This is a genomic window from Mesorhizobium sp. LHD-90, from assembly GCF_030929505.1.
In the GTDB taxonomy this organism is placed as follows: domain Bacteria; phylum Pseudomonadota; class Alphaproteobacteria; order Rhizobiales; family Rhizobiaceae; genus Kumtagia.
In genome coordinates, this window is sequence record NZ_JAVFVV010000016.1 from 126070 (window position 1) to 150444 (window position 24375).

Annotated in this window: 20 protein-coding genes; 10 read left to right on the forward strand and 10 right to left on the reverse strand. The window is 65.5% G+C overall.

Features of this window, described 5'->3' with window-relative positions; translation table 11 throughout:
- Positions 1-60: 60 nt before the first annotated feature.
- Positions 61-1449 (reverse strand): O-antigen ligase, encoded by a 1389-nt coding sequence (locus RB623_RS21635; RefSeq protein ID WP_308059053.1) that lies wholly within the window; start codon positions 1447-1449, stop codon positions 61-63.
- The gene (locus tag RB623_RS21640; protein WP_308059054.1) at positions 1418-2416 is read right to left on the reverse strand and encodes a glycosyltransferase; all 999 of its coding nucleotides are present in this window, start codon (positions 2414-2416) and stop codon (positions 1418-1420) included. The genes RB623_RS21635 and RB623_RS21640 overlap by 32 nt, the downstream gene beginning before the upstream one ends.
- Before the next feature lie 166 nt (positions 2417-2582).
- Here RB623_RS21640 and RB623_RS21645 point away from each other — a divergent pair, with 166 nt between their 5' ends.
- The 3 genes from RB623_RS21645 to RB623_RS21655 are packed head-to-tail and all read left to right on the forward strand — an operon-like array spanning position 2583 to position 5454.
- Positions 2583-3752 (forward strand): glycosyltransferase family 4 protein, encoded by a 1170-nt coding sequence (locus RB623_RS21645; protein ID WP_308059055.1) that lies wholly within the window; start codon positions 2583-2585, stop codon positions 3750-3752.
- On the forward strand, positions 3749-4525 hold the full coding sequence (locus tag RB623_RS21650) for a WecB/TagA/CpsF family glycosyltransferase (protein ID WP_308059056.1): 777 nt from the start codon (positions 3749-3751) through the stop codon (positions 4523-4525). The genes RB623_RS21645 and RB623_RS21650 overlap by 4 nt, the downstream gene beginning before the upstream one ends.
- A complete protein-coding gene (locus RB623_RS21655; protein WP_308059057.1) occupies positions 4522-5454 on the forward strand; it encodes a DUF6492 family protein in 933 nt (310 codons plus the stop codon). The genes RB623_RS21650 and RB623_RS21655 overlap by 4 nt, the downstream gene beginning before the upstream one ends.
- A 3-nt stretch (positions 5455-5457) precedes the next feature.
- Here the strand turns inward: RB623_RS21655 and RB623_RS21660 are convergent, their stop codons facing one another.
- Complete coding sequence (locus RB623_RS21660) at positions 5458-6753, reverse strand: lipopolysaccharide biosynthesis protein (RefSeq protein ID WP_308059058.1); 1296 nt, start codon at positions 6751-6753, stop codon at positions 5458-5460.
- 197 nt (positions 6754-6950) lie between these two features.
- Here RB623_RS21660 and RB623_RS21665 point away from each other — a divergent pair, with 197 nt between their 5' ends.
- The 4 genes from RB623_RS21665 (at position 6951) to RB623_RS21680 (ending at position 13548) form a co-directional block, all read left to right on the forward strand.
- Positions 6951-9677: a Wzz/FepE/Etk N-terminal domain-containing protein gene (locus tag RB623_RS21665; protein ID WP_308059059.1), complete on the forward strand. Its 2727-nt coding sequence runs from the start codon at positions 6951-6953 to the stop codon at positions 9675-9677.
- Between the two features lie 113 nt (positions 9678-9790).
- On the forward strand, positions 9791-10690 hold the full coding sequence (gene folD, locus RB623_RS21670) for a bifunctional methylenetetrahydrofolate dehydrogenase/methenyltetrahydrofolate cyclohydrolase FolD (RefSeq protein ID WP_308059060.1): 900 nt from the start codon (positions 9791-9793) through the stop codon (positions 10688-10690).
- Between the two features lie 120 nt (positions 10691-10810).
- Complete coding sequence (locus RB623_RS21675; protein ID WP_308059061.1) at positions 10811-11773, forward strand: GlxA family transcriptional regulator; 963 nt, start codon at positions 10811-10813, stop codon at positions 11771-11773.
- A gap of 68 nt (positions 11774-11841) precedes the next feature.
- Positions 11842-13548, forward strand: coding sequence for a VWA domain-containing protein (locus tag RB623_RS21680; RefSeq protein ID WP_308059062.1), 1707 nt, complete (start codon positions 11842-11844; stop codon positions 13546-13548).
- Between the two features lie 36 nt (positions 13549-13584).
- On the opposite strand, the gene RB623_RS21685 is transcribed toward RB623_RS21680, so the two are convergent.
- Positions 13585-14337, reverse strand: a complete 753-nt coding sequence (locus RB623_RS21685) for a glucose 1-dehydrogenase (protein WP_308059063.1) — start codon at positions 14335-14337, stop codon at positions 13585-13587.
- Positions 14338-14458: 121 nt separating this feature from the next.
- Between RB623_RS21685 and RB623_RS21690 the strand changes: the two genes are divergently transcribed.
- Positions 14459-15418: a helix-turn-helix domain-containing GNAT family N-acetyltransferase gene (locus RB623_RS21690; RefSeq protein WP_308059064.1), complete on the forward strand. Its 960-nt coding sequence runs from the start codon at positions 14459-14461 to the stop codon at positions 15416-15418.
- Positions 15419-15444: 26 nt separating this feature from the next.
- Here RB623_RS21690 and RB623_RS21695 read toward each other — a convergent pair whose 3' ends face one another.
- On the reverse strand, positions 15445-15897 hold the full coding sequence (locus tag RB623_RS21695; RefSeq protein ID WP_308059065.1) for a hypothetical protein: 453 nt from the start codon (positions 15895-15897) through the stop codon (positions 15445-15447).
- 449 nt (positions 15898-16346) lie between these two features.
- Between RB623_RS21695 and RB623_RS21700 the strand changes: the two genes are divergently transcribed.
- Positions 16347-17873: an ABC-F family ATP-binding cassette domain-containing protein gene (locus RB623_RS21700; protein ID WP_308059066.1), complete on the forward strand. Its 1527-nt coding sequence runs from the start codon at positions 16347-16349 to the stop codon at positions 17871-17873.
- Positions 17874-17922: 49 nt separating this feature from the next.
- Here RB623_RS21700 and RB623_RS21705 read toward each other — a convergent pair whose 3' ends face one another.
- The 5 genes from RB623_RS21705 to zwf all read right to left on the reverse strand — a co-directional run bounded on the left by RB623_RS21705 (position 17923) and on the right by zwf (position 22682).
- A complete protein-coding gene (locus RB623_RS21705) occupies positions 17923-18315 on the reverse strand; it encodes a type II toxin-antitoxin system VapC family toxin (RefSeq protein WP_308059067.1) in 393 nt (130 codons plus the stop codon).
- Positions 18312-18563 carry an AbrB/MazE/SpoVT family DNA-binding domain-containing protein gene (locus tag RB623_RS21710; protein WP_308059068.1) on the reverse strand — a complete coding sequence of 84 codons (252 nt, stop codon included), beginning with the start codon at positions 18561-18563 and terminating at the stop codon, positions 18312-18314. The genes RB623_RS21705 and RB623_RS21710 overlap by 4 nt, the downstream gene beginning before the upstream one ends.
- Positions 18564-18625: 62 nt before the next feature.
- Positions 18626-20446: a phosphogluconate dehydratase gene (gene edd, locus RB623_RS21715; RefSeq protein ID WP_308059069.1), complete on the reverse strand. Its 1821-nt coding sequence runs from the start codon at positions 20444-20446 to the stop codon at positions 18626-18628.
- Between the two features lie 67 nt (positions 20447-20513).
- Complete coding sequence (gene pgl / locus RB623_RS21720) at positions 20514-21212, reverse strand: 6-phosphogluconolactonase (protein WP_308059070.1); 699 nt, start codon at positions 21210-21212, stop codon at positions 20514-20516.
- 6 nt (positions 21213-21218) lie between these two features.
- Positions 21219-22682 carry a glucose-6-phosphate dehydrogenase gene (gene zwf / locus RB623_RS21725; protein WP_308059071.1) on the reverse strand — a complete coding sequence of 488 codons (1464 nt, stop codon included), beginning with the start codon at positions 22680-22682 and terminating at the stop codon, positions 21219-21221.
- Between the two features lie 191 nt (positions 22683-22873).
- Here zwf and RB623_RS21730 point away from each other — a divergent pair, with 191 nt between their 5' ends.
- Positions 22874-24349 carry an aldehyde dehydrogenase family protein gene (locus tag RB623_RS21730; RefSeq protein ID WP_308059072.1) on the forward strand — a complete coding sequence of 492 codons (1476 nt, stop codon included), beginning with the start codon at positions 22874-22876 and terminating at the stop codon, positions 24347-24349.
- The last annotated feature ends 26 nt before the right edge of the window (positions 24350-24375 follow it).

Consider the following 24375-nt stretch of genomic DNA (forward strand, 5'->3'; position numbering starts at 1 on the left):
AAACTCCCCGAGATGCCGGGCGCCAGGCCGGATTCGCCGCGACCTTGCGGCGCTTCCGGTCTAGCGGCGATTTGCGCCCGCGCCAAGCGCCGGCTGACCAGTGGCCCGGGATTGAACCGTGCCATCAGTCGCTTGCGGCCGAGTCGCCACGGCGGGGAAACGGGCGGCCAGTCTGAGACCGATCACGGCGAAGACGACGAGCAGCCAGACCGGATCGGCGCGACGGAAAAAGAAGCTTTCCAAAAAGGCGTTCAGCGTGGTGAACAGCAGGATCATCATGAACAGGTCGCCGAGCAGCACGTTTTCCCGGTAGCGCGGGATGCGCATGTAATCGACGACGGGCGTGACCAGGAACGCCCAGACTGCCACGGCGAGCCCCGGCAGGCCCATCTGCAGGGCGATGTCGAGATAGCCGTTGTGGCCGTGCACGATGGTGCGGATGTCCCAGTCGCGGTCGAAGGGCTGGCTCATCGATTCCAGGAACGGCGTCCCCCAGAAACTGTCGTAGCCGTAGCCGACCCAGGGCCGCTTCATGATCATCTCGCCGGCGAAATCCCACAGCGTGGTGCGGCCGGTATAGGTCATTTCCGGAAAGTTCCAGGTCACGAACTGTTTTAACGGATCGATGAAGACGATGCCGAGCGTGGCGACGGCTGTGCCGGCGACGACCATCCAGAACAGCGCGGCGGCGACCGGGCGCATGCCGAACAGGCCGGGCAGGGCGACCACGATCATCGCCACCGGGACAAGGCCAGCGGTGGTCTTGGAGCCGGTGTTGGCCATGAAGATGAAGGCGGAAACGAACAGGATTGCGCCCGGCCATTTGCGGCCGCGCCTGAACAGATAGAGGCCGCAGAACGACAGGCAGGCCATCACCGGGCCGGCGACGTTCTTGTGCGAGAACACGCCGCGCCACAGGCCGGCATGCTGCGGCTCCATCGACGCCGCGGTGTGCATGGCCTCGTTCGGGAACAGCACTAGGCCGATGTAGCAGATGGCCACGACCGTGAGGCCGGCCACTGTCAGAACGGTGGAGAAGGCGTCGGCGTCGCGCGGAATGGCGAGCACGGTGGCCACGACCAGGATGCCGATCAGCGTGAAGGAGAAAGCGCGCATAGCCGCCGGCGGATAGGTGGCGTCGGCGACCGACAGCAGCGCGAAGCCGATCATCAGCAGGAAGGAGAAGCTGAACAGCGCCGAGACGACGCGGGGCGTCGCCAGGAAGGCGAGCGACAGCAGCGAGACGGCGCCGAGCGATCCGTAGCCGAGCTGATTGACGATGTTGCCGCCGGTGTCCGGCTCGCCGCCGCCGCCCGGTTCGAACGGCGTGAACGAGATCATCAGCGCGGCCAGCAGGACGGTGGCGACGATCGTCGGCAGGCGCGGCGAGGCGAGCAGCGACGAGAAGGCTGAAAGGTCAGTTCTTCTCGGGCTGACGGTACTGCTCATTGGCGTATCCGAACTCGGCCATCACGCGGCCCGCGCCGATATATACCGGATAGAGCGCGATGGAAATCGAGCCGGTCTTGCACAGCTTGAGGAAGCCGCGAAACGGCGAGGCGCCTAACAGCAGCAGGCTCTTCACGAATACCTTGGTGTTGGCGAAGGGTGTGCCGGCGCGCTTCTTCTTCTCGACCAGCGTGGAGATCACGCCGTTGCGCAGGCTGCGCGCCCGGATCCAGTCGGCTTCGACCCGCCGCTCCGGCACCGTCTCGCGGATGATGGCCTCGTTGCACCAGGCGAGCCTGAAGCCGCGCTGCGCCGTGCGGCTGAGGAAATCGGAATCGCCGCCGCCCATGAAGTTGAAGCGCAGGTCGAGATAGGGCGGCCCCATCGTGTCCATGACCTTGCGGCTGAGCAGCATGTTTCCCGACGAATAGAGGATCGGCACCACTCCGGTCTCGCGGTAGTGAGCCGAAAACACCGGATGGGCTGCCCATTTGCTGTGCTCGGGCCTGGCGAAGACCGGTATCTGCGGCCCGCCGACCACGTCCACGCCGAGGCGCTCGGCGGTGGCGCACATGTTCTCCAGCCAGTCGGGGTCGGCAAGTTCGTCGTCGTCGACAACCAGCGCGTATTTGAAGTTGGGAAAGTAGGTGACCGTGGTGAGGAACCCGGCATTGTAGGCGCAGCAATTGCCCCGGTCGTGGGCGATGATCAGCATGCCCTGGAGCAGGCCATCGTCGAACCAGGATTTGGCGGCGGCGGCGCCCTCGCGTTTCTCGGCCTCGTTCTCCACCAGCACGACGGCGAAGCGGCGTTTGGTCTTCTGGCTGCGCAGGGATTGCAGCGTTTCCAGCACCTGCTGCGGCCGGCGGAAGGTCGGCACGGTGACGACGGCTTCGATGGAAGCGTAGTCAAGGCCAGGCGAGCTGGTTACGATGCTGATCGAGGCACCCGCGGGGAGTGAAGTCATTGCCGTTCCCTACAAATTTCCCGTGCATTTTCTAGGTGCGGGCGTCATAAGGATTGGTTAAACACCTGAATAAGATTACGCAATCAGCGCCGCCTTGTCCTGCCGGCAGGCACGTACTTAACATTCGGTTCATCGCGCCTTGCTAGGCGGGCCGTCTGGAGGTGTGATGCATCTGCTGTTTGCCACATCGATTATTCCCGACGGGACCCTGGGTTCGGGATACGAAATCGCCAATGCCGCGATCATCGACGCGCTGGATCGCGCCGGCGTGCGCGTGACCGTGCTCGGATTCGTCTGGCCCGGAAAGAAGCCGGCCGACCCGGACAACGCCATCGTCATGGGCGAGGTCGACGTGAAGACCGACGGTGCGCCGTTCCTGCGCAAGCTGAGATGGCTTGGCAAAGCGGTGCTGACCGGGCTGACCTTCGCTTCGGTCAAGCTGAGGGTGGTGACACGGGAGACTTTGCGGGGGGAGATCGACAAGGCGGGACCGTTCGACGCCTATGTGCTCAACGCGGCCACACTTGCCGGCGCCTTCGAAGGCGTCTTCGACGGTCGGCCGACGCTCTATGTGGCGCACAATGTTGAATACCGGTCGGCGGAAGAGAATTCGCAAGCTGCGCGCGGCGCGTTGCAGCGCCTGATCTACAAGCGCGAAGCCCGGTTCCTGCAGGCGCTGGAGGAGCGGCTTTGCCGAAAGGCCCGTTTTGTCTTCACTTTGGCCGAGGAAGACAGCAAGGTCCTCGGTGTCGAAGGGCGTTCGGCGGTGCTGCCGCTGGTGACTCGGCCGACGCCGCCAGTCGTCGCGCGCCCGCGCGAGATCGAATACGCCGCCGCGCTGATCGGCTCGTGGACATGGCAGCCGAACCGCATCGGCCTCGACTGGTTCCTTGAGCAGGTGGCGCCGCACCTTCCCGCCGACTTCACGGTGCGCATCGCCGGCACCGTGCCGTCCGGCCTCATGTCGAACCGGCCGAATATCCGCTTCGTCGGGCGCGTGCCGAGTGCGGAGGATTTTGTCGTGCGCGCCAAGGTCGTCCCGCTGATCAGCCGCGCCGGCACCGGGGTACAGTTGAAGACGATCGAGACGTTCGAACTGGGCCTGCCGTCGGTCGCCACCACGAGTTCGCTGCGCGGCATCGGCTACCGACCGACGAACTGCACCGTCGCCGACGATCCGCAAAAATTCGCCGAGGCGCTGAAGCGGGCGGCCGCCGGCGCGCCGGAAGACGTCGACGGCGCGCAGTTTCATGCCCGCCAACTAAGGGCGCTGGACGCTGCGATCAGACGTGGCCTCGCCACGGTCGGCTACCATGAGAGCGAGGCGGCGGCATGAACCTGCATACCGGCTCGCCCCAGTCGGAACCGGCGGTGACCCACGACATTCTCGGCATCAAGGCGGCCTCGCTCCGCTGGACGGAGGCCATCGACTTGCTCTGCCGGCTGGTCGCCGAACGGCGCTTCACGCGTGTCGGTTTCATCAATGCCCACAACGCCAATCTCGCCACCGACGATCCGTCCTTCAGGGCCGCATTGGTGGATTTCCTCATCCTGCCCGACGGCGTCGGCGTCGATATCGCGGCCAAGCTGCTCTACGGAAGAATGTTCGCCGCCAATCTCAACGGCACCGACTTCATACCGGCATTTTTCGAAGCTCTCCCGGGGGAGGTCCGGGTCGGCCTGATCGGCGCACGAATGGAAAGCGTCAATGCGGCGACCGAGGCGTTGAAACGGCTGGCGCCCGGGCATGAGTTCATCGCCGTGCACGACGGCTTCTTCAAGCCGGAGGACGAGCCGGCGATCCTGCGAAAGATCGAGGAGCTTCACCTCGACATCCTGCTGGTGGCCATGGGCGTGCCGCGCCAGGAGAAATGGGTGGCGCACAAGATCGACGCCCGCCATTGCACGCTGCCGATCGCCGTCGGCGCGCTGTTCGACTTCCTCGGCGGCACGGTGCCGCGCGCGCCGATGTGGATGCGCCGGTTGCGGCTGGAGTGGTTCTATCGGCTGTCGCATGAGCCGCGTCGGCTGTGGCGGCGCTACGTCATCGGCAATCCGCTGTTCATCCTGCGGGTGCTGCGGCAGAAGCTGTCGGGAGCCAGAGGGTGAACCGCCGCTTCAGCCCCGACGAAGCGGAGACGGCTGGACCGGCGGCCGCAACGAAATCGCGGTCGGCCATGATCACGCCGAGCTACGGGCTCGATTTCGAGCGCTGCCGGCTGCTTTGCGAGACGGCGGACCGCCATGTCACCGGCATGGATCATCACTACATCCTCGTAGAAGGGAGGGATGTCCCTGTCTTCCGCCAGCTCGAATCGGCAAGACGCACCGTCGTCGACGAGCGCGATCTGCTGCCGGGGTGGCTGAAGGCTTTCGACGATCCGCTGAGTGGCTTCAGGCGGCGGATCTGGCTCAGCCTGAAAACCATGCCGCTGCGTGGTTGGCACGTGCAGCAATTGCGCCGCATCGGCATCGCCGCGCATGTGCAGGAAGACGTGCTGGTCTATTGCGATTCGGACGTGGCCTTCCTGCGGCCCTTCGATTTCTCGGTATTCCGGAAGGACGGGCGCACGCGGCTGTTCCGGCGCGACCACGCGCTGCGCGAGGAGGGGCTCGACGGACATGTCCAGCAACGCATCTGGGCGACAAATGCCGGAAAGCTGCTGGGGCTCCCGCCGTCCAGCGACGTCGGTCACGACTACATCACCACGCTGATCGCCTGGAACCGGCGCACTGTGGTCGACATGTGCCGGCACATCGAGGCCGTGAACCACCGCCACTGGGTATCGGCCATTGGCTCGGCGCGAAAATTCTCCGAATGCCTGATCTACGGGCGCTATGTGGACGATGTCATCCATGGCGAGGGCCATTTCCACGACGCGCGCGAGTTTTGCAACGTGCTGTGGTACGGCAAGCCGATGAGCGACGACGAGTTCCATGCCTTCGTCGCCGACATGTCCACCGAGCAGGTGGCGATCTGCATGCAGTCCTTCATCGGCACTGACGTCGCGCGCATCCGCCGATTGCTTTCGACCTGATGGTCACACGCGTTTCGTCGGCATTCGCAGCGCCGAATAGGTGAGCGCGGCCGAAGCCAGGTAGAGCAGCGCGAATACGCCGTTGAGCGACAACAACAAGTCCGGCGCATCCGTGGTGTGTGCGAGCAGCAAGGTTAGCAGCACCGCTTTGGCCGCCGCCAGCAGGGCGAGGTTGATGGCCCGCAAGAACGTCTGGCCGCGGGCGAAGAGCAGTTCGGCCTGGTATTCGACGAGGTTGCGCAGGCCGGGGATGGCGAGTGCCAGGATCACCAGCCCAGCCACGTCGGCGATGTTGCGGCCGAGCGCGTTGGGGAACAGGTAGAGCACCAGCGCCAGGCCGCACAGCGCCGCGGTCGAGACCAGAAAGATGCCGGCCTCGATGCCGGCGCGCAGTTTCAGGCCGGACAGCATGGACGGCGTCCGCATGATCCGCTGCACCAGCATCATGGAAAAGGTGCGGATCGGGATGGCGGTCAGGTCGACCAGCCGCATGACAACGGCGTAGATGCCGGCCAGATGCGCGCCGCCGACGGCCAGCACGATGAGCTTGTCGAACTCCATCTGCAGATAGAAGAGCACTTCCGCGCAGGCGACGTACACCGAATCCGACAGCCGCCGCCAATAGAGCCTCGGGCGGAAACGCAGCCGCTGGCGCGGATAGAAGAAGCCGAAGGCGATCACGGCCGTGACGGCGTTGGCAGCAAGATAGAAGACGGACCAGTTGGCCAGCGACACGTCGCCCTGAAGCGCGAAGATCGCGGCGGCGAGCGCACGCAGCGCGGTGCCGAGGATGGTGAGCAGCGAGGCTCGGCCGAACCAGCCGAGCCCGTTGTTGACGATGATGACAAGCTCCACCGGACGCCACAGTAGCGCCTCCGCGACGATGACCGCGGCGAAGACGGAAAGCGGCATGAGGCCGGTGAAGAACAGCTTCTCGGTGATCCATGCCGCCAGCGCCAGCAAGGGCAGCGACAGCACCGACATCAGGATGAAGCCGGCCGTGAAAGTGCCGATCAGGCGCGGGCGGATGGTGGCGGCACGGTAGAGCGCCGAGATGAACCCGAAGGCGAGGATGCGCGACAGCATCACGCCGGCCGCCGACGCCGTGGCGAAGACGCCGAAATCGGCAAGCGAGAGCGTGTTGGCGAGGAAGATGAAGTAGGCCAGCGAGAAAACCAGCCTTCCGCCCGCGCCGCTGATCGCCGCCATATAGTCGCGCACGAGCCCCCGACGCTCGTGAAGGAGCGCGCCCAGCCGCGAAAGCACCGGCTTCCGCGATGTGTTGGCCGGTTCGGTCATGATGATGACATTAAGCTGGAATGATTAATCCGCAGTTCCGGGCGGTCATCCGCCGGTGACTAAAAGTTGTGTGAAATCATGTGTGTTGCCATTGCCGGTTGCCGGGTATTAACGATTTGTTTCCCATGTCGCTTTAGGGTGACTTAACGGATCGATAACCCCAAACCCCCGGCACGAGCGGAAAAAGCGCGCCTTTGATGCTGCACCCCGACGACAATGATGCCGTGGAGCGCGAGCGATCCCTGCTGTCGCTTGGCGATTCGTTGCGCGTCGAGCAGGCAGCAGAGCAGTCGCGCCTCGCCAGGGCCATCGAAGAGGTGCGTTCCGGCAAGCAGGTCGCGGATGCCGCGACGCGGCACCGGCTTGCGCGCTCGCGCAGGAGCGCCCGCGAGGCGTCGCTGCTCAACGCCCTCGAAGACGTGCCGGAGGCGACGGCGTTACAACATCCGCACGATCCGGCGCCCCCCCGGGAGGCGGCTGAGGCCGCGGACCGGAACGACGATCCTTCGGCTGCCGAACCGCCTCGCCCGGACGAGACGGAGCCGGTGCGCCGCAACGCTTCGCTTTTCGCCGACGAGCCCGAGGCTGCCGAGCCTGAGCGTTCGGTCGAGTCACCGGCCGCCGCGCCAGTCGAGCACCAGGAGCAGGCGGAAGGGCCCGCCGGCGCACCGCAGGCTGCGCCGCGCCCACCGATCTACGTCGCGCCGCCCGTTCAGGCGGTTGCGCCGCCGGTGCAGGCGATCGCGCCCGAGGCGCCTTCGGGCGTGTGGAACCCGCTGATCGATCCAGGAACCGTGCTCGCCGGCATCGTCCGCTCGAAATGGTTGATCCTGGCAACCACCATTCTGGGCGCGATGCTCGGCGTGCTGGTGGCGCTCAACACGCCGAAAAAATACGAGTCCTCGACCGAGCTTGTCGCCGATCCGCGCGATCTCGCCATCGGCACCGAACTCACCCAATCCGGCATCTCCAACGAAGCGACGCTGGCCATTATCGAGAACCAGGTACGCTTTCTTACCTCCGGCACGGTCATCAGCAAGGTCGTCCAACAGTTGAACCTGGCCGAGGATCCGGAATTCAACGGGCAGGGGCCGGCAACCGGGTTGAGAGGCCTGTTGTCGCCGGTCCTTTCCGTCTTCCGCGCCAGGGACGGAGAAGACGATCCGGGCAGGCGCTACGCGCTGGCCGCGATGAATCTCGGGCGAGCGCTATCCGTCGAGCGTGGCGGCAAGACCTTCGTCATCTCCATCAGTGCGACGACGAACGATCCGGAAAAGTCGGCGCTGATCGCCAACACCATGACCGACGTGTTTTTGCAGAGCTACGGCGAGCTCCAGTCGGATACGGCGGGCAGGGCGGCGAGCGAGCTGAACTCGAAGCTGTCGGAATTGCGTGACAGCGTCGAGGCCGCCGAGCGCAAGGTCGAGAGCTTTCGCGCCGAGAACGATCTGATCGACGCACAGGGCCGTCTGATCTCCGACGACGAGATCCTGAAACTCAACGAACAACTGTCGATCGCACGGGCCAGAACGCTGGAGCTGAACGCCCGCGCCGCCTCCACCAAGGGCGTCAGCGCCGACGCGGTCCTGGCCGGCTCGCTGCCCGAGGAGATTTCCTCGCCGACCATGCAGGAACTGCGGGCGCAATATTCCGCGCTGCGCGGCGAAGTCGACCGGCTGGCGGTGCGTCTGGGCCCCCGCCATCCCCAGCTTCTGGCATTGCAGGCGCAACTCGCCGGCTCGCGCGGGCTGATCGACGCCGAGCTGAAGCGCGTCGTCTCTTCGATCCAGACTGACCTGAAGCGCGCCGTGCAGCTCGAGCAGGAACTGTCGTCGCGGCTCGCCCAGCTCAAGGTGAGGCAGGGCGACGTCAGCGACAAGATGGTGACGCTGCGCGAACTCGAGCGCGACGCCAATTCCAAACGCGCCGTCTACGAGGCTTTCCTGCTGCGGGCCCGCGAGACCGGCGAGCAGCAGGGCATCAACAACGCCAACATCAGCGTCATCTCGAAAGCCTATCCGCCGCTGGAATCGAACCCGCCGTCGCGCAGCACCATCGCCATGGCCGGCATGCTGCTCGGGTTGATGGCAGGCATCGGTATCGGCGGTGTGCGCGGCACGCTCGACAGTCTGCGCGACCGCGCCGGCGGGCGTGCGCCCCGGCTTGCCTGGAAGCTGCGCCGCCGGCCGATCGCCACCATGTTCGACCAGGATGCCGGACTGGCCGCCGACACGGGCGATGCCCGCGAGCCCGCGGCCGGAACCGCATCGACACCCGAATCCGTCGCGCCCCTGTGGGAGGCAGCAGCCCCGGAACCAGTGCCTGCCTATTCGTCCGCCAGCCCGAAGGACACCGACATGTACGCTCCCTATGCGCCCCAACCCGGGCCTTTCGACCCAGCGCAGCCGCAGGCTCCCGCGACCTCGTATGCGCACCCGATCTACCAGCAGCCGGCCCCGGCCGCGGCCGGCTATGCCCAGCCCTACTATCAGGCTTATCCGCCGCAGCCGCCGCACGCGCCGCCCCAAGCTTACGGCTATCCCCAGCCGATGCCGCAGCAGCCCATGCCTCCGCAGCCGCCGTCCTATGGGCCGTCCGGTCCCGGCTATCCAAGCGCCGGCTACGCACCGCAGTCGCCGCATGCTGCGCCCGCGCAGCCCTATGGCTATGCCCAGCCGATGCCGCAACACTATCACCAGCCCCCGCCGGCCGGCATGTACCCGTATGCGCCAATGCCGCAGCACGTTCAGCACCCGGTGGGGATGCAGCAGGCGCCGGTGGCGCCGCAGCGCCCGGCAAGCCCAGCTCCTGCCCTGGCGGACGGTCCGGATTCGCCGGTCGAGGAAATCCGCGCCAGCCTTCGCGAATTCCGCGACGCCATCCGCGACCTTGCCGAGCAGCGCTCGCGCCGCCGCTATTTCTGAGAGGAAATTCGCCTGCCGTGACGGGTTTGCGTCAGACCGCGCCGTTCTGGCGGGATTGCACCCGCGATTTTTGATGACTATGCCGGCCCGGAAACGCATGCCGGGAGCAAGTCATGGCTGAGATCATCGACGGCAAGGCCGTCGCCGAGGATGTGGTGGCGAAGGTCAAGACCCTCGCCGCCGGACTGAAGGCGGAGAAGGGCATCGTGCCCGGCCTGGCCGTGGTGATCGTCGGCGAGGACCCGGCCAGCCAGGTCTATGTCGCCTCCAAGGGCAAGAAGGCCAAGGAGTGCGGTTTCCATTCGGTCCAGCACACGCTGCCGGCCGAAACGGGCGAAGCCGAGCTGGCAGAACTGATCGAGACGCTGAACGCCGATCCGGCGATCCACGGCATCCTGGTGCAATTGCCGCTGCCCAAACACATCGATTCCGGTAGCATCATCCAGACCATCTCGCCGGACAAGGATGTAGACGGCTTTCATTTCGTCAATGTCGGCAAGCTCGGCACTGGCGAGCTTGAGACCGCTTTCGTTCCCTGCACGCCGGCCGGCTCGATGCTGCTGATCGAGCGGGTGCGAGGCAAGGATCTTTCCGGCCTCAACGCCGTCGTCGTCGGCCGTTCCAACATCGTTGGCAAACCGATGGCGAACCTGTTGCTCGCCGCCAACTGCACCGTCACCATCGCCCACAGCCGCACGAAGGACCTAGCCGCGCTGGCGCGCACCGCCGACATTCTTGTCGCCGCGGTCGGCCGGCCGGAAATGATCAGGAGCGACTGGGTGAAACCCGGCGCGACGGTCATCGACGTCGGCATCAACCGTGTGCCGGCCCCCGACAAGGGCGAGGGCAAGACCCGGCTGGTGGGCGACGTGGCTTACACCGAAGCCGCCGACAATGCCGGCGCCATCACCCCGGTGCCGGGCGGCGTCGGGCCGATGACGATTGCGCTGCTGATGGCCAATACGCTGGTCTCGGCCTATCTGCGGGCCGGGCTGGCAAGGCCGTCGTTCTAAAACCGAATAGGAAGTAGCGAATAGGGATTTTTCCGTATCTTACTATTCGTTATTCGCTATTCGCTATTCGCTTTCCCGCTGCCATTGCGCCGCAACGGCGTTTCTGTAGAAAAGCCTGCCATGATGGACGAAGCGCAAACCGGCAGGCAGTTCGGCTTCCTGCTCGTCGACAAGTTCTCGATGTTTTCGCTCGCCGCGGCCATCGACGCCTTCCGCTCGGCCAATCGCCTGCTCGGCCGCGATTTTTACGGCTGGACGACGGTTTCGGCCGACGGCGACGCCGTCATGGCCTCCAACGGCCTGCCGCTCAAGATCGATTACAGCGTGGCCGACCTGCCGCCGGTCGACATTCTGTTCGTCTGCGTCGGGCTCACCACCGAATTCCCGGGAAAAAGCAAGGTCTTGGGCGCCCTGCGCGGCCTCGGCCGGCGTGGTGCGGCGCTCGGCGCGCTCTCGGTCGGCTCCTATCTGCTCGCCGAGGCCGGCCAATTGGAAGGGCACCGCTGCACCATCCACTGGGAAAACCGCGCCGGCTTCATGGAAAAATTCCCGGAGATCGACTGCACCGGCAACGTCTACGAGATCGACCGCAAACGTTATACCTGCGCCGGCGGCACCACCTCGATCGACCTGATGCTGGAGATCGTGCGCCGCGACCATGGCGTCAACATCGCCAATGGCGTCGCCAACCAGTTCCAGCACGAGCGCATCCGCTCGGCCGGTGACCGGCAGCGCGTCGGGCCGGAGCGCGACCTGACCGGCAAGTCCGAAAAGCTGAAGAAGATCGTCGAGCTGATGGCCGACAACCTCGACGAGCCGCTTTCCGCCGTGCAACTGGCCAAGTCGGCGGGCCTGTCGGTGCGGCAGGTAGAGCGGCTTTTCCTCCGCCACCTCACCGTGACGCCCGGACGTTATTACATGCGGCTGAGGCTGGAGCGGGCGCGCGAACTGCTGCGCCAGACCAACATGCCGATCCTCGACGTGGCGATCGCCACCGGCTTCACCTCGCATTCTTATTTCGCCCAGAGCTACCGGCTGCAATTCGGCCGGCCGCCCAGCGAGGAACGGCGGACGACGTATTGAGCGGCCGCCGACGGTTCCCTTGAACCACGTCATGGCATAGCGTGCCGGCGAGTCGCTCCGGAGGTTAAATGTCGGTCTTGTTGCGCGCGCTGGTTGCCGTCGTTTGTTCCGGGGTTGCCGCATCAGCCTCCGCCGCCGACCGCACCATCGTCGTGCTGGACGCCTCCGGCTCCATGTGGAGCCAGATCGGCGGCCGGCCGAAACAGATGATCGCCCGCGAAGCGTTGCGCGAGGCGCTGAAAACGCTTCCTGCCGGCCGCGAGGTCGGCCTGGTGGCATACGGCCATCGCGACAAGAATAGCTGCGATGATGTCGAACTGCTGGTGCCGCCGGCCGTCGGCGCGGCGAATGCGATCATGAGCGCGGCGGACCGGTTGAAATTTCTCGGCAAGACGCCACTGGTCGCCGCTGCGCGCAAGGCGGCGGAAGATCTCGACTATGAAAACAGGAAGGCGACGGTCGTTCTTTTGACCGATGGCGCCGACAGTTGCGGCGCCGACGCTTGCGCGCTCGGCCGCGAACTGGAGCAGCGCGGCGCGGATTTCACCGCCCAGATCGTCGGTTTCGGGCTGAACGCGGAACAGGGCCGGCAAGTCACCTGCCTGGCCGAGGCGACCGGTGGCAGGTTTTTTCCGGCCGCCGATGCGGCGGCATTGCAGGAAACCTTGAAACAAGCGCTCGCCGAGATTCCCGCCGCCGCTCCGGCTGTCCAGCCGCCGCCGGCGGCGGCAACGCCGGCCGCCTCCGTGCCGTCTGTGGAGCCCACGCCCGCGGCGGACGAAAAACCAGAACTCAACTTCATGCCGTCCGTCGTCCTGGCCGAGGGCGGCGAGCCATTGACCGACGCAGGACCGTCCTATGAGATCTACGCCGCCGATGCCGAGGGCGGCAAAGGCGAGCGGATCGGCATCGAATTCTACCCCTACCGTGGCGCGCTGAAACCGGGCGACTACATCGTGCGCGCCACGCTCGGCGAGGCGGCGGTGGAGCAGCCGCTCAAGGTCGAGGCCGGCAAGACCTATCAGCCGGTCTATGTGCTCAACGCCGGTACGCTGGTGGTGCGGCCGCGCGCGGTCGTGGGCGGCGAGGTGAGCAATGCCGCGTCGGTCGTCGTCGACTATCCGGGCGCGTCCTATCCGGCGACCTACTATGGCGAAGCAAGGATGGTGCTGCCGGCGGGCGACCAGAAGATCATGGTGCGCATCGGCGGCGCGGAGACGACGGAGATCGTGCGGCTAGCGGCCGGCCAGACGGTCGAGAAGGATGTCGTGGTGCCGGTCGGTCATTTGCGGGTCGATGCCTTCTATAAGGCCAGCGGCGAAAAGATCGGTGCTTCCGGGTTGGCGATCACCGTCTTCAAGGCTGGCGGATCAGGCGAGGAGGCCGGCTATGGCTACGGCTCGGAAAGCAGCTACGACCTTCCGCCCGGCGACTACAGAGTGGTCGCGCGGCTCGATAGGGCAGAGGCCGAAGTTTCGGCGACCGTGAGGGCCAGCGAACCGTCCCGCGTGACGGTGGTGCTCGATGCCGGGACGCTGTCGATCTCGGCGCCGGATGCCGACGAAATCGAGATTTTCGGTGCGGCCAAGGACGCGCAGGGCAACCGGAAATCCCTGGGCAGGGCATACGGCGACAGTGCATTGACGACGCTGCCGGCGGGTGACTACGTCATCTCGGCCGGATATGCCGAAACCGACAGGAAGTCCGAGGCGACGGCGACGGTCAGGGCCGGCGAGCGGACCGAGATCAGGATGACACGCCGGCGGCCGGGCTGAGAATGCCCGCTGCCCCGCTCCGCTTCGCCGGGAGGTTCAGGCGGAAAGAAACCCGCCATCAGCCACCAGCACGTGGCCCACGACATAGGCGGACTGGTCCGACGCCAGCCACACCACCGCCTCGGCAAGCTCCTCCGGCTGGCCCATTCGCCGCAATGGCAGGCCGGCTGCCACGGCTTCCAACCCGCCCACGCCGGCAGCCGCTGCGATCATCATGTCTGTGACCACCCGGCCGGGCGCCACCGCGTTGATGCGGACCCCGCGCGGCGCGCATTCCATCGCCGCCGAGCGCATGAGCGAGATCACGGCGGCCTTCGAGGCCGAATAGATCGAAAAACCCGGATTGGGATTGCGAACGCCGCTGACCGAGGCGTTGACGACGATGCTGCCCTGTCCGCGCACCAGCATGGCGGGGATCTGGTGGCGCAGGCACAGGAACACCGAGCGCACATTGGCATCGAAGACCGCGTCGAAAATCGCGCCGGTCTGTTCTTCGATCGGCCGGCGTTTCTCCTGATGGCCGGCATTGTTGAATGCCACGTCGATCCGCCCGAACCGCTCGACCGTGGTGGCGACCAGCCTCGAGACATCTTCCTCGACGGTGACGTCGGTGCGCAGGAACAGGCTTTCAGCCCCCGTAGCCCGACATGCCGCGGCGGTCGCTTCGCCCTCGGCGGAACGCCGTCCGGCGATGACAATCGCCGCCGCACCTTCGTCCGCCATTTTGAGCGCGGTCGCCCGCCCGATGCCGGTGCCGCCGCCCGTCACCAGGCAGATTTTGCCCGCCATTCTCCGTCGAACGGCAGGCGGCGAGGTTTCGAACACTTCGTTGCATCTCCGGTTTGTGCGGAAGGCATCTTGCATCAATTAAGTTGTATGATACAACTATATTTCGAATAGGAAAGCCGCCATGGATCGACCGGAAAACCAATCGCAGATCGAGAAGGTCCGCGACGCCTCGCGCCGGCTGGTGCGCGAACTGGGTTTCATGAAGCCGACGGTGGGCGCCACCGGCCTGCCCATTTCGGCCGTGCATGCACTGATCGAGATCGGCGCCCGGGGCACATTGACCGCGGCGGCATTGGGCGAGGTGCTTAATCTGGAGAAATCCAGCGTCAGCCGCATGCTGCGCAAGCTGGTCGAACAGGGCGAGGTGGAGGAGCGCGAGAACCCGGACGACGCGCGCTCGAAACTTTTGTCGCTGACGCCGGGCGGGGCAAAAATGCTTGGCCGTATCGACAGTTTCGGGCGCAGCCAGGTGTCCGGCGCATTCGGGCGGCTCTCGGCGGGCAAGCGCGATCTCGTGGTTGGCGGCCTTGAGGCCTATGCGCACGCGCTGCGTGCCGCCCGCCTCGGCGGCGAGGACGCAAGACCCGCCCCGCAGGTCGAGATCGTCGCCGGCTATGTGCCGGGCGTCATTGGCCGGGTCGCGGAAATGCACGGGCGTTATTATGTAAAACCTTACGGTTTAGGCCGTTTTTTCGAGGCAAAAGTCGCCGCGGGTATGGCGGAGTTTTCGGCACGTCTCGACCGGCCGGTGAACGGGCTGTGGGTGGCGGTACAGGACGGCCGGGTCATGGGCAGTGTGGCCATCGACGGCGAGGATCTTGGCGATGGTGTCGGTCATCTGCGCTGGTTCGTCATGGACGAGGCGCTACGCGGGCTGGGTGTCGGAAAACTACTGCTCGCCGAAGCCGTCGCCTTCTGCGACCGACAAAACTTTCGCCACGTCGATCTCTGGACCTTGCGCGGCCTCGACGCGGCGCGAAGGCTTTACGAGGATTTCGGCTTCACGCTCGTCGAGGAGTTTTCCGGCGACCAGTGGGGCATGCAGGTGACGGAGCAGCGTTTCCGGCGTGTGCCGCGATAGCTTGTGCGTGGCAACCTCGAACTCACTCAAATCCTGATCACCGGGAAGAAGGTGATCAGGTGCAGCCCATGCGGCCTCTGCGCCATCTTCCGCGCGTAGATGTGGACCTGCCCCGCAGGAATCCGCCCGCGCTGGTCGCGAGCCCAGAACCCAGGGACCTCGGCCTCCTCGATCAGAAACTCGCCGTCCGGCCGCTCCGAGAAGTTCGCCACGAAACGGTTGTTCGCAAGCGCCGTGATGGCATCGCTCAGCACTTTCGCGGCGTTGTGAATGTCGATGAACGCGGAGCGCCAGAAGACTTCCTTGCGGTCGTGCCGGCTCGGCCCAGCCTCCATGCGGGTCATCAGGTCGAACCTGCTGATGTCGACGTGCAGGCGTCTCGTGTGGCCGACATTGCGGCCCTCCTGATCAGTCTTGTTTTCCGAGTGGACGATCGTGGTCTTGGCCTCGGATTCGCTCAGTGCAAGTGGTATCGCCATGAGGCCGCTCCGCGGTACGGATAGTCGTGCCGGCTGCCGAAGCATCGACAGCCGCCTCCGTTACCCTAACCAGCCGCCCCCGCGCTTTGATGTCATCCGATCGCCGGTTTGTATCAAGTGCCGGTGCCGGAGGCGGTCAGGTTGCATTTTGCCTTTCGCCGTATTATGAGCGCGCGCATCGACACGTCGAGAAAGGAGGGCTGCGCGATGGTTTTTTTCCAGCATATCCGCCAGTGCGGCCCGGTCTGTGCCCTGCAAACGCGTTTGCAGGGCTGACCAGAGACGATCGCCTCCTCGCATCTCCTTCCGGTCTGCCCTTTGTGGTGACGCAGCGCTGAGCCTTCGGGTTCATGCGCCAGCGTAATGGCAATCCACCGAACCTGTTCGCCCGAAAAATGCATCCCTTGGATCGGATGCGGGCGGCGGTCCGGACAGACCAGAGAACGACGATGGCATTGATCAATCTGCGGTCCCTTGGCGTGACGCTTGGCGCGCCGCTTTTCTCCAACCTCAACCTTACCGTCGAACCCGGCGACCGTCTCGGCATCGTCGCCGCCAACGGCCGGGGCAAGTCGACGCTGCTGCGCGCCATATCGGGCGCCTTCGAGCCGACCTCCGGCGACATCACAAGGGCGCGCGGCCTGCGCGTCGGCCATGTCGAGCAGGACGTGCCGGCCGGCCTGCTCGCCGCGAGCTTTTACGATGCGGTGCTCGGCGCCCTGCCGGCGGAGCAGGCGGCAAGCGAAAGCTGGCGCGTCGACATCGTGCTGGATTCGCTCGACGTGCCGGAACCGATGCGTGAGCGGCCGCTGTCGAAATTGAGTGGCGGCTGGCAGCGGCTGGCGCTTTTGGCGCGCGTCTGGGTGACCGAACCCGACTTGCTGCTGCTCGACGAGCCGACCAACCACCTCGATCTCGCCAGGATAAGCCAGCTCGAGGATTGGCTGAACGCCCTGCCGCGCGACGTTCCCGTGGTGATCTGCAGCCACGACCGCGCCTTCCTCGACGCGGTGACCAACCGCACGCTGTTCCTGCGGCCGGAAGCCTCGCAGGTGTTTTCGCTGTCCTATTCGTGCGCGCGCGCCGCTCTCGACGAGATCGATGCGTCGGAAGAACGCCGTTTCCAGAAGGACATGAAGACGGCGCAGCAGTTACGCCGGCAGGCCGCCAAGCTGAACAACATCGGCATCAATTCGGGCAGCGACCTGTTGGTGGTGAAGACCAAGCAGCTAAAGCAGCGCGCCGGAAAACTCGAGGACGCGGCGCGGCCGGCGCATCAGGAACGCTCGGCGGGGGTGGTGAAACTCGCCAATCGCGGCACGCACGCCAAGGTTTTGATCACGCTGGACGACGCGCCGGTCACCACGCCCGACGGCACGCTGCTGTTCCGCACCGGAAAACAGTGGATCCGCCAGGGCGACCGTGTCGTCCTGCTTGGCCGCAACGGCACCGGCAAGACGCGGCTGGTCAATCTCGTCAGGCAGGCGATTGTTTCGCCCGACAATGCGGGCGAGGGGGTCAAGGCGACGCCCTCGCTGGTTCTGGGTTATGGCGACCAGGCGCTGTCCGACCTTTTGGACAGCGACACGCCGCTCGGCATCATCTCGAAACGCTTCGAGCTCGGCGAGCAGCGCGCCCGCACCCTGCTGGCCGGCGCCGGCATGGGCATCGACATGCAGGCGAGCGCGGTCGGCCGGCTTTCGGGCGGGCAGAAGGCGCGGCTGGGCATGCTGGTGCTGCGGCTCACCAACCCGAACTTTTATCTCCTCGACGAGCCGACCAACCATCTCGACATAGACGGCCAGGAGGCGCTGGAGAGTGAGTTGCTGAAGCATGAAGCCAGTTGCCTGCTGGTGTCGCATGACCGCAGTTTCGTGCGCGCCGTCGGCGACCGTTTCTGGCTGATCGACAGGAAGCGGATGATCGAGGTGGAGGGGCCGGAGGGGTTTTTCGCGGAGGTGGCGGAAGCTGGATAGTCTGAGGTGGATGGAACGCGACAGGTCGGTAAGGGACTGATGGTGCCGATTATTCGAGTAGCAAGGAAGGCAGGTTCAATTTCTCAACAAGCTTGGCGGCTTTCCGGTCGAACGTAACGAATGTATCGCCGCCGAGCGAACTGCCTTCATACGCGATGACGCCGTCCGCGAAATCGCCGCCGGCTAGTAAGATATCGAGCCCTGCTCTGACCGCAGCTTGGTTGGTTTCCACATTGCCGCCCGCGATCAACGCGACGATTGATGCCGAGACTTCCTGTGCCGGGCGCTTGTACGTGCTCCGCAGCACCCAAACGAATTCGCACAGAGTAGATAGTGGCAGCGCAATCGTATCCGCCTCGGCGAGGGCCGCTCGCGCTGTCGGCCCCTGCTCGTCATAGACTGCCGCGCGAAGGAGCACGTTCGTGTCGGGCGTGATTTTCACAATTCGCCCGCCCATCCCTTTCGGATTGTCTCATTGATTTCCTCAAGAGACTTGGTGGGTTCGTCGGGTCTGTGAAGCGAGCCGAAAAATGCTTCCAGGCCTTGCTTCTTCTTGACGGCCCCGAGTTCCACCTTGCCTGCAGGGGTGACTTCGACGCTGACCTTGTCGCCCGGCTTGACGCCGAGCGTCTTCAGCACTTCCTTTCTCAGAGTGATCTGACCCTTTGCGGTAATAGTGGCTATGGCCATGGCAGCACCCACTGGTTCAATACCCGAAAGTAAGGCAAAAATGCCTTACTTTCAAGCCAACCTCACGCCGCGAACGCGCTCGCCCCCTGGTCCGCGCGCCCGACCATCTGCCTGAAACCGGCGAACAGCTCGCGGCCGAAACCGTGCTCGCCCTGCGAAAGATCGGCGTCCGGAATGTCGCGGCTGTCGAGTTCGTGCGGAGGCACCAGCACCTGCAGCAGGCCGGCGTCGGCGTCGAGCCGCATCAGGTCGCCGTCGCGGATCTTTCCGATCATGCCGCCGTCCAGCGCCTCGGGCGTCACATGGATCGCCGCCGGCACTTTTCCGGACGCGCCGGACATGCGGCCGTCGGTGACCAGCGCGACGTGGCGGCCGCGGTCCTGCAGGATGCCGAGCACGGTGGTCAGCCTGTGCAGTTCCGGCATGCCGTTGGCTTTCGGGCCCTGGAAGCGGACGACGGCGATGAAGTCGCGGTCGAGATTGCCGGCCTTGAAGGCGTCGTTCAGCGCCTGCTGGCTGTCGAAGACAAGCGCTGGGGCCTCGACGACGCGGCGCTCCGGCTTGACGGCGGAAGTCTTGATGATGGCGTGGCCGAGATTGCCCTCCAGCACCTGCAGGCCGCCCGTCGGCTGGAACGCCTTTTCGCAGGGCGCCAGCACTCTTTCGTCGCCGCTGACCGCCGGAGCCGCCTCGCGGACAATTCCGCCATCGGCGCCGAGTTTGGCCTCGACCGTATAGCCGCGCAGCCCTTCGCCCCAGATCGTCTGCACGTCGTCGTGCAGAAACCCCGCGTCGAGCAGTTCGCGGATCAAAAAACCCATGCCGCCGGCGGCATTGAAATGGTTCACGTCGGCGAGCCCGTTGGGATAGACGCGGGCGAGCAGCGGCACGGCGTCCGACAGGTCGGAAATATCCTGCCAGGTGAGTTTTATGCCCGCTGCCGCGGCCATGGCGATCAGGTGGATGGTGTGGTTGGTCGAGCCGCCGGTGGCGTGCAGGCCGACGACGCCGTTGACGATCGAGCGTTCGTCGATCATGCGGCCGACTGGCGTGTAGGCATTGCCCAGCGCGGTGATCGCCAGCGCCCGTTTCGCGGCTTCTTTCGTCAGCGCGTCGCGCAGCGGCGTGCCCGGATTGACGAAGGACCCGCCCGGCGTGTGCAGGCCCATGATCTCCATCAGCATCTGGTTGGAGTTGGCGGTGCCGTAGAAGGTGCAGGTGCCCGGCCCGTGATAGGATTTCGACTCGGCCTCCAGCAGTTCGGCGCGGCCGACCTTGCCCTCCGCATAAAGCTGGCGGATTTTTGCCTTCTGGTCGTTGGGTATGCCGGACGGCATCGGCCCGGCCGGGATGAAGACGGCCGGCAAATGCCCGAAGCTCAGCGCCGCGATGACCAGGCCGGGCACGATCTTGTCGCAGACGCCGAGATAGACGGCGGCGTCGAACATGTTGTGGCTGAGCCCGACGGCCGCCGCCATGGCGATCACGTCGCGCGAGAACAGCGACAGTTCCATGCCCGGCTGGCCCTGGGTGACGCCGTCGCACATGGCCGGCACGCCGCCGGCCACCTGTGCGATGCCGCCGGCCTTCCTGGCGGCCTCCTTGATCAGCGCCGGATAGGTCTCGAACGGCTGATGCGCCGACAGCATGTCATTGTAGGAGGTGATGATGCCGAGATTCGGCACCTTGTCGGCGCTCAGCGCCACCTTCTCGCTCGGGCTGCAGACGGCAAAGCCGTGGGCGAGGTTGCCGCAGGACAGGATTGCGCGGTTGGCGGAGCGGCTGGCGGCGCGGCCGATGCGGTCGAGATAGATCTCGCGCGTCCGCTGCGAGCGGTGGCGTATCCGCTCGGTGATGGCTTGGATGTCGTTCCTGGCGGTCATTCGGTCGGTTCCTTCTTCGCTTCCGGCCTGATCGTGGGAGGCGAGCCGACCGGATATGTGTGTCGTCCTACGGCGCCCAGAACACCTCGACGGGCTCGTGCGCGGCTTCCAGCACGGCGCGGATGGGCAGTTTTTCGCCGGCGATCACGCTCGCCAGCACCTTGCGCTTGGCCTCGCCCTCGATGTGCAGGGCGATGAAGCTGGCATTGGCGATCGCCGGCATGGTCAGCGTCAGCCGCGGTTCGCCGCCGCTTGCCGCATGAACGGGCATGACCAGCTTCTGGTTCTCCGTCGCGAGCAGTTGCGGAAGCGTAGCAGCATCCGGAAAGAACGAGGCGGTGTGGCCGTCGCCGCCCATGCCCAGCACGACGGCGTCGAGCGGCAGGCCTAGGCCGTCGATGACATCGTCCGCCTCTCGCGCCGCTTCTTCAACGTCCGGCGCATCGCGGTAAAGGCCGACAAAACGTGCCGCGCTCGCCTTGCCCGTCAGCAGGTTCGCCTTGGCCAGCCCGGCATTGGAGCGCGGCGAATCCTCCGGCACGAAGCGCTCGTCGACCAGGGTGACGACTACCTTCGCCCAATCCAGATCGATCTCGGAAAGCGTGCGGAAGAACAGGGCCGGCGTGGTGCCGCCGGAGACGGCGAGCAGCGCGCGGCCGCGCGTCTCGATCGCCTCTCCGAGGACGGCGGCGACTTTGGCTGCAAGGGCTGCCGCGAGAACCTCGGGTGAGGGAAACTCTCGCAATGTCGCCGAGAGGCCCGCCATCGCCGGTCAGCTCTCGTGCCAGGTGCGGCCGTCGCGCTCGATCAGGGCGATCGAGGCGGACGGACCCCAGGTGCCGGCGGTATAGCCCTGCACTTCCTGGCGGCTGTCGGCCCAGGCGTTGAAGATCGGATCGATCCATTTCCACGCGGCCTCGACCTCATCGCGGCGCATGAACAGCGTCTGGTTGCCGCGGATCACGTCCATGATCAGCCGTTCATAGGCGTCCGGGTTGCGCTCCTGGAAGGTGGCGGCAAAACTCATGTCGAGCGCGACATGGCGCAGCCGCATGCCGCCCGGGCCGGGGTCCTTGCTCATGATCCACTGCTTCACCCCCTCGTCCGGTTGCAGGCGGATCACCAACTGGTTGGGCTGGATGCGGCCGGCGTTGTCGCCGAAGATCGAGTGCGGGATCGGCTTGAGTTCGATGACGATCTCGGAAACACGCGAGGCGAGCCGCTTGCCGGTGCGCAGGTAGAAGGGCACGCCGGCCCAGCGCCAGTTGGCGATCTCCGCCTTGATGGCGACGAAGGTTTCGGTCGTGCTGTCGGGATTGCCGAGCTCGTCCAGATAGCCTTTCACGGGGCCGCCGGCAGAGGCGCCGGCACGGTACTGCCCGCGCACGGTCGACTTCGGCGCTTCCGCGCCGTTGATGCGCTTCAGCGCATGCAGCACCTTCAGCTTCTCGTCGCGCACCGCGTTTGCGTCCATCGACGACGGCGCTTCCATCGCGACCAGGCAAAGCAGTTGCAAAATGTGGTTCTGCACCATGTCACGCAGCGCGCCGGCCTTGTCGTAATAAGTGACGCGATCCTCGAGCCCGACCGTCTCCGCGACGGTGATCTGCACGTGGTCGATATGCGCCGAGTTCCACAGCGGCTCGTAGAGCATGTTGCCGAAGCGCAGCGCCATCAGGTTCTGCACCGTTTCCTTGCCGAGATAGTGGTCGATGCGGAAGATCTGGTGTTCGCCGAAGTCGGCGCCGATCTGGTCATTGAGAGCGCGCGCCGAGGCGAGGTCGCGGCCGATCGGCTTTTCCACCACGATGCGTGAGCTCGGCGAGATCAGCCCGTTTTCCTTGAGCTTGTGCGAGATCTCGCCGAACAGTGAGGGAGCCACGGCAAGATAGAAGGCGCGGATGGTGTCGCTGTCGCCCAGCGCCTTCTTGAGCTTCGAAAACCCTTCGCCGCTGACTGCATCGACGGAAATGTAGAAGAGCCGCTCGAGGAACTTCTTCAGCTCGTCTTCCTTGACGTCAGATTCCTTGACGTGCTCGCGGATGGCCTTCCTGGCAAACTCGCGGAACTCGGCGTCGGAGAGTTTCGCTCGCGACGCGCCGATGATGCGAGTCGGCTCGGAGAACTGGCTCTGGCGGTAATAGAGCGCGGGCAGCAGCTTGCGTTCGGACAAGTCGCCCGTGCCGCCGAAAATGACGAAATCGAACGGGTCTACGGGAATGAGCTGGCTGGTCATGGCGGTTCCGTGCGTGGCGACAGCCACAGGCTGTCCATCATCTAATCTAATCGATTTAAGCTCGCCAGCGTCATGGTGTCACATGCGCTGTCGATGGGCTGGCTCATCTGCTGCCCGAGGGTTGCGCTTCCGGTTCGTTCGCGGTTGCACCATAGTGGGTCGGTACGCTCGAAGGCAAAGGAGTTTTCGTCATGGGTGCTCATCTTTCGAGGACGATCGCCGAAGGCCGGGCGTTCATGCAACTCGTCGGCGGGCGGGCGGTCGATTCGCTCTCGGGCGAGCGGGTCGACGTGATTTGCCCCTCCGACGGCAAGGTCTTTGCGTCCATCCCGGCGTCCGGAGCGGCGGATGTCGACCTCGCGGTGCGGGCGGCCAGGCGAGCCTTCGACGACGGTCCCTGGGCGCGCATGCCGGCGGTGGAACGCGGCCGGCTGCTGACGAAACTTGGCCATCTTGTCGAAAAGAACGGCGCCGAACTGGCCGCGCTGGAATCGCGCGATACAGGCAAGCCGGTGCGGCAGGGCAGGGCGGATGTCGCCGCCACCATGCGCTACTACGAATTTTATGGCGGCGCGGCCGACAAGGTTCATGGCGACACCATTCCCTTCCTCGACGGCTACACGGCCCTCACGCTGCGCGAACCGCACGGCGTCGTGGCCGGCATCATCCCGTGGAACTACCCGCTGCAGATCCTGGCGCGCGTTGCAGGCGCCGCGCTGGCAATGGGCAACACGCTGGTGGTCAAGCCGGCGGAAGATGCTTCGCTGACGACGATCAGGATCGCCGAACTGGCGCTGGAGGCCGGCTTTCCGGAAGGTGTGTTCAATGTCGTCACCGGTTACGGCCGCGATGCCGGCGCCGCGCTTTCCGGCCATCCTCTGGTCGACTACGTGACCTTCACCGGCTCGCCGCCGACCGGCGCGGCGATCCAGAAGGCTGCGGCCCAGAACAATCGCGGCGTCACCATGGAACTCGGCGGAAAGTCGCCGCAGATCGTCTTCGCCGACGCCGACATCGAGGCGGCGCTGCCGGTGCTGGTCAACGCCATCATTCAGAATGGTGGCCAGACCTGCTCGGCAGGAAGCCGCGTGCTGATCGAGCGGGCGGTCTACGACAAGGTCGCGGACGCGCTGGCCGCGCGCTTCTCGGCGCTGGTCGCCGGCCCGCACGACGCCGACCTCGACCTCGGCTCGCTGATCAACCTGCGCCAGCGGCAGAAGGTGACGGCGATGGTGGGCGACGCCGAAGGGGCCGGCTGCGAAATCCTGGCGCGCGGCTCGATCCATGCGGAGGCGCCGGAAGGCGGCTTTTATTACGCGCCGTCGCTGATCGCGGCCAGGGACCCGAAACTGACCATCGCGCAGGAGGAAGTCTTCGGGCCGGTGCTGACGCTTCTGCCTTTCGACGATGAGGCGGATGCGATCCGCATCGCCAACGGCACGGAATACGGCCTTGTCGCCGGCATCTGGACGCGCGACGGAGCGCGCCAGCATCGTGTCGCCAAGCGCGTGCGCGCCGGTCAGGTCTTCGTCAACGGCTACGGCGCCGGCGGCGGCATCGAGCTGCCGTTTGGCGGATTTCGCAAGTCGGGCCACGGCCGCGAAAAGGGTTTTGAGGCGCTCTACGACATGAGCGCCACCAAGACGGTGGTGTTCAATCATGGGTGAATTTTGTTAGCACCCCTTCGGGCCAC

What these genes read in the sequence shown, in the direction of transcription:
- RB623_RS21710 (WP_308059068.1), bottom strand. Translation starts at nt 18,563, where the DNA reads ATGGCCATAGCCACTATTACCGCAAAGGGTCAGATCACTCTGAGAAAG.
- RB623_RS21685 (WP_308059063.1), bottom strand. Translation starts at nt 14,337, where the DNA reads ATGGCGGGCAAAATCTGCCTGGTGACGGGCGGCGGCACCGGCATCGGG.
- RB623_RS21640 (WP_308059054.1), bottom strand. Translation starts at nt 2,416, where the DNA reads ATGACTTCACTCCCCGCGGGTGCCTCGATCAGCATCGTAACCAGCTCG.
- RB623_RS21650 (WP_308059056.1), top strand. Translation starts at nt 3,749, where the DNA reads ATGAACCTGCATACCGGCTCGCCCCAGTCGGAACCGGCGGTGACCCAC.
- RB623_RS21700 (WP_308059066.1), top strand. Translation starts at nt 16,347, where the DNA reads ATGGCATTGATCAATCTGCGGTCCCTTGGCGTGACGCTTGGCGCGCCG.
- RB623_RS21660 (WP_308059058.1), bottom strand. Translation starts at nt 6,753, where the DNA reads ATGACCGAACCGGCCAACACATCGCGGAAGCCGGTGCTTTCGCGGCTG.
- RB623_RS21680 (WP_308059062.1), top strand. Translation starts at nt 11,842, where the DNA reads ATGTCGGTCTTGTTGCGCGCGCTGGTTGCCGTCGTTTGTTCCGGGGTT.
- RB623_RS21675 (WP_308059061.1), top strand. Translation starts at nt 10,811, where the DNA reads ATGATGGACGAAGCGCAAACCGGCAGGCAGTTCGGCTTCCTGCTCGTC.
- folD (WP_308059060.1), top strand. Translation starts at nt 9,791, where the DNA reads ATGGCTGAGATCATCGACGGCAAGGCCGTCGCCGAGGATGTGGTGGCG.
- RB623_RS21665 (WP_308059059.1), top strand. Translation starts at nt 6,951, where the DNA reads ATGCTGCACCCCGACGACAATGATGCCGTGGAGCGCGAGCGATCCCTG.
- pgl (WP_308059070.1), bottom strand. Translation starts at nt 21,212, where the DNA reads ATGGCGGGCCTCTCGGCGACATTGCGAGAGTTTCCCTCACCCGAGGTT.
- RB623_RS21690 (WP_308059064.1), top strand. Translation starts at nt 14,459, where the DNA reads ATGGATCGACCGGAAAACCAATCGCAGATCGAGAAGGTCCGCGACGCC.
- RB623_RS21730 (WP_308059072.1), top strand. Translation starts at nt 22,874, where the DNA reads ATGGGTGCTCATCTTTCGAGGACGATCGCCGAAGGCCGGGCGTTCATG.
- RB623_RS21635 (WP_308059053.1), bottom strand. Translation starts at nt 1,449, where the DNA reads ATGAGCAGTACCGTCAGCCCGAGAAGAACTGACCTTTCAGCCTTCTCG.
- RB623_RS21695 (WP_308059065.1), bottom strand. Translation starts at nt 15,897, where the DNA reads ATGGCGATACCACTTGCACTGAGCGAATCCGAGGCCAAGACCACGATC.
- edd (WP_308059069.1), bottom strand. Translation starts at nt 20,446, where the DNA reads ATGACCGCCAGGAACGACATCCAAGCCATCACCGAGCGGATACGCCAC.
- zwf (WP_308059071.1), bottom strand. Translation starts at nt 22,682, where the DNA reads ATGACCAGCCAGCTCATTCCCGTAGACCCGTTCGATTTCGTCATTTTC.
- RB623_RS21645 (WP_308059055.1), top strand. Translation starts at nt 2,583, where the DNA reads ATGCATCTGCTGTTTGCCACATCGATTATTCCCGACGGGACCCTGGGT.